General features: G+C 53.9%; 10 protein-coding genes. 6 read left to right on the forward strand and 4 right to left on the reverse strand.

The window, feature by feature from the left end:
* On the forward strand, positions 1 to 418 hold a 418-nt coding region (locus IGR76_17855; protein ID MBF2080321.1), incomplete at its 5' end, for an alpha/beta hydrolase.
* Between the two features lie 473 nt (positions 419 to 891).
* Here the strand turns inward: IGR76_17855 and IGR76_17860 are convergent.
* The 4 genes from IGR76_17860 to IGR76_17875 form a co-directional block, all read right to left on the reverse strand.
* Entirely contained in the window at positions 892 to 1,329 is a 438-nt protein-coding gene (locus IGR76_17860) for a hypothetical protein (GenBank protein MBF2080322.1), read from the reverse strand.
* Between the two features lie 326 nt (positions 1,330 to 1,655).
* Entirely contained in the window at positions 1,656 to 2,735 is a 1,080-nt protein-coding gene (locus IGR76_17865; protein ID MBF2080323.1) for a glycosyl transferase, read from the reverse strand.
* A gap of 145 nt (positions 2,736 to 2,880) precedes the next feature.
* Positions 2,881 to 3,198, reverse strand: coding sequence for a hypothetical protein (locus IGR76_17870; GenBank protein MBF2080324.1), 318 nt, complete (start codon positions 3,196 to 3,198; stop codon positions 2,881 to 2,883).
* Positions 3,188 to 4,810, reverse strand: a complete 1,623-nt coding sequence (locus IGR76_17875) for a protein kinase (GenBank protein ID MBF2080325.1) — start codon at positions 4,808 to 4,810, stop codon at positions 3,188 to 3,190. Before IGR76_17875 ends, IGR76_17870 begins: the two co-directional genes overlap by 11 nt.
* Positions 4,811 to 5,260: 450 nt before the next feature.
* Between IGR76_17875 and IGR76_17880 the strand changes: the two genes are divergently transcribed.
* The 5 genes from IGR76_17880 to IGR76_17900 all read left to right on the forward strand — a co-directional run.
* Positions 5,261 to 6,589 carry a four-carbon acid sugar kinase family protein gene (locus IGR76_17880; protein MBF2080326.1) on the forward strand — a complete coding sequence of 443 codons (1,329 nt, stop codon included), beginning with the start codon at positions 5,261 to 5,263 and terminating at the stop codon, positions 6,587 to 6,589.
* A 106-nt stretch (positions 6,590 to 6,695) separates the two neighbouring features.
* Entirely contained in the window at positions 6,696 to 7,535 is an 840-nt protein-coding gene (minC, locus tag IGR76_17885) for a septum site-determining protein MinC (protein ID MBF2080327.1), read from the forward strand.
* Between the two features lie 204 nt (positions 7,536 to 7,739).
* A complete protein-coding gene (gene minD / locus IGR76_17890) occupies positions 7,740 to 8,552 on the forward strand; it encodes a septum site-determining protein MinD (GenBank protein MBF2080328.1) in 813 nt (270 codons plus the stop codon).
* A 128-nt stretch (positions 8,553 to 8,680) separates the two neighbouring features.
* Entirely contained in the window at positions 8,681 to 8,962 is a 282-nt protein-coding gene (gene minE / locus IGR76_17895; GenBank protein MBF2080329.1) for a cell division topological specificity factor MinE, read from the forward strand.
* A gap of 11 nt (positions 8,963 to 8,973) precedes the next feature.
* On the forward strand, positions 8,974 to 10,592 hold a 1,619-nt coding region (locus IGR76_17900; GenBank protein MBF2080330.1), incomplete at its 3' end, for a hypothetical protein.

The raw sequence follows: 10,592 nt of genomic DNA on the forward strand, positions 1-10,592 counted from the left end.
CAGTTTTCTATTATTTCAGTACACCCGTCGCCGCTCGATGATTCGGAAAACGTTGAAAAAGGTTTACCTGGATCAATCGGCGGTGACCGATGAACTGGTGGAGGATATCTATCGCCCGTCTTGCGATCCCGGTGCGGCGAAGGTGTTTGCGTCCGTATTCAAATCTCCCAAAGGCGAGACTGTGGATCAACTCTTGGCGCGTCTGTCCTGTCCGCTGATGCTGATTTGGGGAGAAGGCGATCCCTGGATGAATACCCGTGCCCGCAGTGCCCAGTTTCGGCAGCACTACGCCAACCTCACCGAACATTTTCTTCAGGCAGGCCACTGTCCCCATGATGAAGTCCCCGATCAGGTGAATCTGCTGATTCGAGATTGGGTTCTTCAACGTCCAGAGCTGGCAACAGCGGGGATTCAATAACGGGGTCGGGATCCTCTTGGAGAATGTAGAGCGGGACGGGAATGGAGGGAGGCACGGTTTGGACAGTAACCTCTGGCGTTTCCAACAGGATGGATTCTGACTCTGGGGGATCGGTTCTGAGAACTGCTGATCCAATCCCTGCCTCTGAGTCTGGTTCCAGATTAGACGGGGTCGATGGGGCGATCGCCTCATCTGCTCCCGTCGTTTCGTCCGCCTGCGATTCTGCTCCAAGATCTTGGGCGTCCTCTAGCCCTTCCCCGTCAGTAGAGAACTCAGGGGCAGATCCGTCGGCCTCCTCAGATTCTAGCCACGGAGAATCGTAGTGATGCCAGGGCAGAATCGGCGCGTTGGGCAGTTCTCGCGTGAGGACCGTAATGTTATCTACATCTGGGTCTGGAAGCTGCACCCGCTTTTCGGGCGATGGGCTTTCCATATCGTTAGAGTTCATACTGGGAATCCCTCAAGGGTAGGTATTAAGCCGTAGCAGACCAACCGGGATAAGCAACAAGCATGTGCAGAAGAACGGTAACAGCGATGCACAGGGTGGCATAGGCGGCATAGATTAGGGTTTGAGAAATGTCGTCTAGGCGCTGTTTGTTCGCATTATACGTCTCCGACAAATTGACCAGCATCTGTAGCTGATACTGCTCTGGTGAGAGTGCTAGGTAGCGCTCCAGAACTTTGCGATCTTCCAAATTCGGACTCACCGCGACTTGGCGAGGCAGATAGGCCCGCACCAGCAGAGTAAAACTCACCATAAAGCCCAGCGCTTCCGCAAAGCTGAAGGGACTGAGCACCGCCATCAGATGGGAAATGGTGAGGCTCGTGAGTAAGGCTCCGTTCGCGACGAAGAGAATATTTAGCTTGGTAATCAGAATTTGACTTTGTTCTCGCTGCTCCTCTAGCACCATCCGTACATCGCGGGCGGCCAGATCGATGGTAGCGGAGTAGGTCTGCTCGGAGCTGGCAACAGCTTCAGGTTTTACGGATGGGGCTTCGCTCAGGGTGGGCGCTGTATCGAAGGCGATCGCCACGGGTAGCGGTTCTGGATGTAGGGGCGAGCGATCGCCCATTAGCAACCCCAAAGGTTCCCGTACACTGGGCGCATCAACGGGAGAAAGTACCACAGGCGACTGGGCGTGGGTGTCGGAATCATCCAAAGATTGGGGCACAAGGGTCATGGCAAGCGTCCCCGACGGTAGTGTGGAGAGGATTGTGAGCGATTAGCAGGGAAGCACTACGGCAGCAGGTATTGGATCACGGCTTGGGCGATCGCCGTTGCACCGTTTCGTTCAAACCGTACATCGGTTTTGGGGGGCTGAACGGGCGATCGCAAAAATGCCCAATCTCCCTGCAATAAATCCGCAGGCTCTATGATCTGATGATAGGCATAATTTTCTAAAGCGGCCAGTAGGACAGCGGCTTCGGGAAAATCTCGGCGCGTAACTGTGCAAACGGGGATCTCTAAGCGGCAGGCTTCGGCAAAGGTGCTATATCCCGGCTTCGAGACGACCCGCCCGCAGACGGGCATGAGATCCACTGGACGATAATCTTTCCCATCAACACATCTCAAATTGGGTAAGGCAGGGGCGTTGGCATCAAGCGTCATAAACTGCCAATCTGGAAACTGCGTGAGTCTTTCGTAGGGAATTTTTTCAATGCCCAGACCACCAAAGGTAAGCAGGATCGTTTGCTCAACGGGCTTAGTAAGATTTAAGCGATCGCGCAGTTCCGCTGCTGAATATTTGGGGTTGCCACCGGTTAGCCCCACGTCGGTGATATTCGGGAACGCCGACATGGGTTCATGGAAGGGAAGGCGAAACAGGCGATCGCACTGCTGAAACAGACTGCCGACCCAATCCGCTATCTCTACAAACTCGCCGCCCCAATCGCGGTAGATATAGTCCCAGCCAAAGTTGCTCATCATCCAGCAGGGCACATCCGCCGCGTGGGCGATCGCCGTTGCCAGAGGCGGAATATCGGCCAGCACAAGGGATACCCGATTTTGCTTCAAAAAGGTGGCTTCTGAGGCGATGGTGGCGGCGGCGTGCTGACGAATATGCTGCAACTTTTCCAGGGTGGCGGGTTTGTCCATGATCAGACTATCCTGCTGGATTACCCCGACATCAAAACTGCGAGGACGATGAATGTAGGAGTCTGACAGGTAGGTATCTAGCAACCAGCGGGGAGCCGTGGTGGTGAAAATAACGGTAATGTCAGGACAAAGGCGCTGAAGCTCGGCCACCACCGACGCCGTGCGCGTGGCATGACCAAAACCGTGATTCGTAACGGCGACATAGAGGATGGGGTGTGGCATGACAAAAGATGAGAGGGGACAGGATGTACACCTTGGACGGGAGGCGATCGCCAAAATCCCTAGCATCCTATCAAGATCTGTTGATTGCACGCTGTAGTTTAGAAGATTCTAATCAAGCGATTCATCAACAATTCATAGTTGCTGGCTAATAATACAGCGCATCATCCCAGACGGCGATTGAAATGCGATCGCCCTGCTCCCGGCGAATAATGCCAGCGATTTGATCTTCCGAAAAGGCGTACGCCTGCACCTGACCTTGCTGAACTGCGAGTAAGCCCGCCTCAACATCCCGCTGCAAACCGCCTGCCAACATCCCGTTCAACGTAACCCGCAGCAGCAATGAATCGGTCGATTCTGGAAACGTGACAGCGGATTTCATCACCTCATCCGTGGATTGGTCAAACACGTAGCTGACCTGTACCGGATCAGGACTCAGATTGTATACAACATAGTTATCGTGCAACTGAGCCGTGGGAGGCCCAAGGGTCGCTTCGACTTTGTGCCTTCGGTGTGCCTGCCGGAAAGCCAGGAACCGCCGTTACCGCCTCAGCCGCTCCTGCATCTGAAGAACTTGTAGAGGATGAATCTGGTTCCTCATTACTTTTGTTCAGCGACGGAAACCTACGAGGATTGGGCTGATCATCATCCCGATGCAATCGTCGATCGGGAACAGCTTCAGGCTCCGCGTCTGAATCCTGGTCAGCCTCCGCAGGCGTTGGGGTGGCGCTATCAGAGGAATCGTCAGCAGAAGGCAGGCGTAAACCGGGCAGCGAAGGCGCAGGTGAAAGAACCTCTGAATCGAGCGGGAGCGAAGGCCGGACATCCGGGTTCAGTGTATCGTCAGCGTTACTAGGATCCGCCTCACTATCCCCGTCGGATGAAGGCGACGCTTTTCCAGTCGGATCTTTCGTACTCGGCAGTAAATCGCCAGCATCGGGAACCGTTGGGTTATCTAATGAAGGTGAGAAGGACGGTTGCCCCGATTGGCGCAGCCAAAACGCCATCAACCCAACGGCACCAACCGTCAGAATCGCCAACAGGGCCGCCCAACCCAGCACCCACCAGTCGCTATTGCGTCGTCCTAAAGCAGCGACCTCTGTGGACACAATCCCGTAGAGCAGCCCTGCTGGGGAGGCTTGCTCTCTCATCGTTTTTTGCGTGTTCGAACGGGGGGCAACGGCAACCGTGGGATAGGTCGATCGCCCTGCTGTCCCGACATGGGCAGGAGTTTGAGGATTAACGGCAGCTTTTAGACTCGGTAGAGGCAGATTCGGTAGGAGCGTGAGCCACTCATCCACGGTTTGGGGACGAAAATGAGCTTCAACGGCCATCCCGCGCATCACTGCCTGGTTAACCGCTTTGCTGAGAGCGGGTTGTAGATCGCGAGGAGCGGGCATGGGTTGGCGATTCCGCAAGACCGAGGCCATGGGAACCTTCGCTGTTAGTAGGGCGTAGAGGGTCGCGGCCAAACCATACACGTCGGTGGCGGCGGTGCGCTTCGTTTCGTGAGCGTACTGTTCAAGCGGTGCATAGCCCGTGGAAATAAAGCTGGTATGGGCTAAGGTTTCACCCTCAGCAAACTCGCGCGCAATGCCAAAGTCAATCAATACGACCTGATCGGTATCTTCGCGCAGGATAATATTTTGGGGCTTTACATCTCGGTGGAGCAACCCATTGCGGTGAACCACCTGAAGCGCATCTGCAACCTGGCGAATATAGTGGACGGCGATCGCCTCCGGGAGAGGATGCTCTGGAAATACGACCTTTTCCAAGGTTCTCCCTGGAATATAGTCCATCACCAAATAGGGAAGCCCATTCTCTGAAAAAAAGTCGTGTACCCGCACGATATTGGGATGAACACACAACGCTAACCGCCGCACTTCATCTCGGAACTTCTGATCGAACAGCGCGAACTGCGGATGCTTGGGATCGGAAAAATTCAGCGTCTTGATCACCACGGGCTGCCCCAGATCGCGATGCTGAGCTCGATAGGTGATGCCAAAGCCACCCTGCCCTAGAACGGTGTCCAGGGTATACTTGCCATCTTGTAGCGTTTTACCAATCAGCGTGTTCATGCGTAATGGCGGGGTTTACAACTCCAACACACAAGACCAATTTACCGCACCTATTCGCTTCCCTGGGGTGAATTCATAGTATCTACACCAACGCCCTCACGAAGTTAGAACAGACGTGAGCGTTGGATCTGAGTCAGTATCGTCACATTCACTGGAAGCATGGCACCGCATCTTCAGAATTTCTTATCACTATCATAGTTGGTATGAGGTTGGATCTACCCAAAGCGGTCGTAGCCTGCCCATGCTCACAGAAGCTCGTTTAGGCTCGTTTAACCGCACTGGCTATCAACGGTCTTAACGATCTTGCTGCCTCTGAAGCAGATGCGATGATGGGCTTGTGCGGCTACGCGTTTCCAAACCGAACCTGTAAACTCGACATGCAACCCCTAGGTATGCGGCAGCCGAAATGAGAGAATTGACCATTGAACAGTCGCACAAAATCTCTGTCCCATGCCCAACCAACCCCGAATTATTGTGCTGGATGATGATCCAACGGGATCGCAAACGGTTCATGGCTGCTTGCTGCTGATGACCTGGGACGTCGAGACGCTACACCTCGGACTCTCGGATGAGTCTCCCATTTTTTTCATCTTGACGAATACCCGGTCGATGACACCTGAAGAGGCCGATGCTGTTACCCGCGAGGTGTGTCGCAATCTCAAAACAGCGATCGCCCAGTCCGGTGTGGAAGAGTTTTTGGTGGTTAGCCGCTCCGACTCGACCCTGCGCGGTCACTATCCCATCGAAACCGATGCGATCGCCGACGAGCTTGGCCCCTTTGATGCCCATTTTCTCACGCCCGCATTTTTTGAAGGGGGACGGATGACGCGCCATAGCATTCACTACTTAATGGTGGACGGTGTGCCCACCCCTGTACACGAAACTGAATTTGCGCGGGATTCCGTGTTTGGCTACCAGCACAGCTACCTGCCGGCTTACGTGGAAGAGAAAACCAAAGGACGAATTCCGGCAAGTTCAGTTGAGCGGTTTCAGCTTGCCGATATTCGAGCGGGCAGTGTTCCCCGTCTAATGCAGCTTCACGACAATCAGTGCGGTGTGGTCGATGGCGAAGTGCAAGCCGACTTGAACCAGTTTGCGGCGGATGTGATGGAAGCGGCTGCCCAAGGCAAGCGATTTTTATTCCGCAGTGCGGCGAGTCTTCTGACGGCTTTAGCTGCCCTGCCACCCCAACCGACGCCACCGGAAGAGATGGGACGCTACACGCGCGATCGCCAGCCCGGAGTCATCGTAGTCGGCTCCCACGTTCGCAAGACGACGGAGCAACTCGCGGCGCTGCTAGAGGCTCCGGGAATTGTCGGTATTGAGGTGAATGTGCTACACCTGCTAGATGACTCTACCGAACAGCGAGAGGCGTTGCTGCAACACACCCTCGAACGGATTGAACAGGTGTATGGCGATCGCAAAACGCCTGTCATCTACACCAGTCGAGAAGAATTGACCTTCCCCGATGTTCCGACCCGTTTAGCCTTTGGCATTGCGGTTTCCGACTTACTGATGGACATCGTGCAACAGTTGCCGCCCGACCTAGGATTCTTGATTAGCAAAGGGGGCATCACGTCTAATGATGTGCTGAGTAAGGGGCTAGCGCTGAAGACCGCACGATTACTAGGGCAAATTCTACCGGGTTGCTCGATGATCCGGACGCCATCCGATCATCCGCGCTATCCCGATCTACCCGTTGTGCTCTTTCCTGGAAACGTGGGCGATCGCCATGGCCTGGTCGATGTCTACCACCGCCTCAACCGCGTTGAGGGGTAAACTTTTGGGTTTTGTTAATGGGTCTAACCAGGGTTCCCCAAGTAGTATAGGAAGGCTAGGCTCGTTTTCGTTCCCTACCATTGCTGGTACGCTATATATTGAGTAAATGAGTTCTGAACCAACCACACCAGAAGTGTCACAAGACTCCAGTGTTGATACGCTCCCCGTTGCGGCTGCACCCCCGCCCCCGAAGGCGATCGCTGAAGGTGAGGCCGATATTCAAGTGCGGTTCAAGGCAGAAGGCGATAAGCTACTGCTGCTGCTGCCTCCTGAGGGGGAATCCAGCAGTTCGTTTGGCTGGACGGAGATTTGGCAGCAGATCAAGCAACGCCTCAATGGCGGTGAGCGCTTTTGGCAACCCGAAACGTCCGTGCATTTGATCGCCCGCGATCGCCTGCTGGATGCCCGCCAACTTCAGGCGATCGCCGATGCCTTAGCAGAGTCAAAGCTGAACTTACGGCGAGTCTACACCAGTCGGCGGCAGACGGCTGTGGCTGCTGTGACGAATGGCTATTCTGTAGAACAGCATGCCCCCGTTGCGCACCTGAACCAAAGCACATCCGATGCACCCAAAGCACTGGCAGATCCCCTCTATATCCAAACTACGGTGCGATCGGGCATGGAAATTCGTCATCCTGGAACAATTATTATTCTGGGAGATGTGAATCCGGGTAGCTTTGTCATCGCGGATGGCGATGTGCAGGTGTGGGGCACATTACGTGGCGTTGCTCAGGCGGGGGCAAGCGGCAATCAGCGCTGTTTAATCATGGCTCTGCGCATGGAGCCTACTCAGATTCGGATTGCCGATGTTGTGGCACGGGCTCCAGAAGCTCCGCCGGACGAGTTTTATCCTGAAGTCGCCTACGTGACGTCTGACGGCATCCGCATCGCCAATGCTATGGAATTTTTACGGTTACGATTAGGGCAGACACCGCAAGGCGAGTAGGTTCACCCTGAAACTGCTGATATCCGTCGGGGCATTTATCCCCAACTATCCATGAATGCTCGGTCAAATTCTCCAGGAAAATTCAAAATAGAAGAGATTGAGATTTCAATGCCAACGCTACATCAGCGATTGACACCTTGAGCGTTAGACTTAACGTCAAACCTAGTATTTGCTATTCAACCATTCACATTCACGCAACTATTCATGAGTCGTATTATCGTCATCACCTCCGGTAAAGGGGGCGTTGGGAAAACTACTACAACGGCCAACATTGGCATGGGGTTAGCGCGCCGAGGTCGCAAAGTTGCTGTTGTTGATGCGGACTTTGGCCTTCGTAACCTCGACCTACTGCTGGGACTGGAAAATCGCATCGTATACACTGCCGTTGAAGTCCTAGCAGGGGAATGTCGGCTAGATCAGGCTCTTGTTAAGGATAAGCGGCAACCCAACCTAGCGCTCCTGCCCGCAGCTCAAAACCGCACCAAGGAAGCCATCAATCCAGAGCAGATGGCGCAACTCGTTCAAACGTTAGCGAAAACCTACGACTACGTGCTGATTGATTGCCCTGCCGGGATCGAAATGGGCTTTCAAAATGCGATCGCCGCTGCTAAAGAAGCCCTGATTGTGACCACCCCTGAAATTGCTGCCGTCCGCGATGCCGATCGGGTGATTGGGCTACTGGAAGCTAACGATGTTAAAAATCTGCATCTGATTATTAATCGTCTGAAGCCAATTATGGTGCGGGAAGATAAGATGATGTCAGTTCAGGACGTGCAGGAAATCCTGGCGATTCCGTTAATCGGCGTTATTCCGGATGATGAGCGAGTCATCATATCCACCAACCGAGGTGAACCCCTGGTTCTATCAGAAAAGCTCTCGGTGGTAGGGTTAGCACTCAATAACATTGTCCAGCGTCTAGAGGGGGAGAAAGTCCCCTTCCTGGATTTGGAAGCGGCTCATGATGATCTGTTCTCGCGGATTCGACGGATGTTCCGTGGATCGCCGAAAGACTACTAGGAGCGATCGCCCATCATGGGTAGCTTCATGGCTTTGAATGCGCTCTAGGCTCTGTTCTAGATCGTACTGGAAGCTAGCCTATCGTCAGGATGTCGTGCTCCCATTGCTCATCATTTCCAGAGTTTTCCATGATCATCGAATTTCTTGACAAGGTGTTTGCACGCGGCTCGACCGAAACGAGCCGAGATGCCGTAAAGCGGCGATTGCAGATTGTCCTAGCTCACGATCGTGCCGATTTGCCACCCGAAGTCGTTGAAAAAATGCGGCAAGAAATTCTCGATGTCGTGTCGCGATACGTAGAAATTGACCAAGAGCAGATCGAATTTGCCCTAGAGAACGATCAGCGCACAACGGCCCTGATTGCGAATATGCCGATTCGTCGGGTGAAAGCGGTCGAGCCATCGTCTTAACTCCTAACACCATGTCCCCCGATTCTGACCCACGACCCTCAAACCACGATTCCAAACCTGGGTCTACAGATGCGGATTGCCTAGTCGTGTTTGAGGCGATCGCCCCTGAACAGGAGCCAGATTCCATGGTGGAAGCCTCGTTTTCAGAGGATATTCAGGTCATTAGCGGTGCGGATGTGGTGTTTACGCCTATGGAGTCTGGATCGGAGTGGTCTACCCTCGCTAAGGATGTGCTGACACCCGCCGCCGTTGAACATCTGGGGCGGGTTTTACGGGAGCAGTCGCCCTTGCCAGAATTGGTAACGCAGCAACTGTCTCAGCATCTCATCAGCATCTATCAGGACAAAGTGGCTGCCGTTGTCCAACGCCAGGGATTAGACGCGATCGACACCAGCCTGCCCCACTTCAAGCTAGGCAACGGTCGCAAAACAGGCACAGAGAAGAATTCGGCTGGCAACACCCGTACCCTAGAACTGGTCTTCGACCACGACAAAATTAAAAGCTACCTGCGCTCCTCCTTAGCTAAATTTTTTGATGAAACGGGCATTTGGGACGAGTTTTCCAAGGCCGTAGGCGCAAACGTCACCATTTGGATTATCGAAGAACTGGAAGCATCCATCGGTACACCTGCCCTCCAATCGTTACCCACGGAAGAACTACACCGCACGATCCATCAATCCATTCAGCACCTCTATTCCTCCAGTTTTCGCGATCGCATCGATTTGCTCAGCGACATCTACAGCCAGGACATTACCCAAAGCATCGTCGGCAGTTTTGGCTTGCCAAGTTGTACCCTCGAAGATATGGAAAAGCTGCTGGGATTGCGGCATCGCATAGCGTCCCGCGCGGCAAGTCACCTCGACTTTCCCAATGTGACGGTATTGCCCACCTCCATTCCAATCGCCAGCAGCATCCGTGCCCAGCTTCGCCCCGACCTATGGACAGAGGATGCCAACCGTGTCGCTGTTTTTCAGTACCGCAGCAAAAGCAATCCCCAGAATTACATCGAGCACTACATCACTAATCCCGGCGACATTGCCCTGCTCCCCTGGGAAGCGGCAGAGCAAATTATCAACAAATTTGGGTTTGATACGGTCAAGCTCCAACTGATCTTTGCGGCGCGAGCCATGGAGGAAGAGGAACCGTGGAAAACAACCTTCACCCTCCGCGCCACGGATATCATTAAGCTCCTCGGCTGGGATCGGAACCACAGCACGAACTTACCCGACAAACGCAATGCGATCGCCACTACGGCCTACGCGCTGTCCTGTTTGCTCGTAAAATCGGTCTGGATTGAGGGGTATGGTCGGCGTAAGGTGGATGCCAGTACGCCAATTGGACGCATGTGGGATGTGTTGATTGAACCCCACGGTCAGTTTGATTGGGTGACGGGGAAAATTGAGAAACCGGATGAGGTGTATATCACCGTCAGTCCCGGTCTATGGACAAAAAACTTTCTCAATCGTGCGGGCAGCAAAGCGAAGCAAGCCCTGCACCAGTTTGGCTATCTTGCGAAGGATATTCTGCGGATTGACCCGTACCATAATGAGTTAGCACTACGGCTTGCGATCCAGTTGACCTTGGATGCCCGAATTCGGGTTCGCAACCGCAACCCTTACGATTACCAGGT

It is taken from the genome of Synechococcales cyanobacterium T60_A2020_003, from assembly GCA_015272205.1.
Taxonomy (GTDB): Bacteria; Cyanobacteriota; Cyanobacteriia; order RECH01; family RECH01; genus JACYMB01.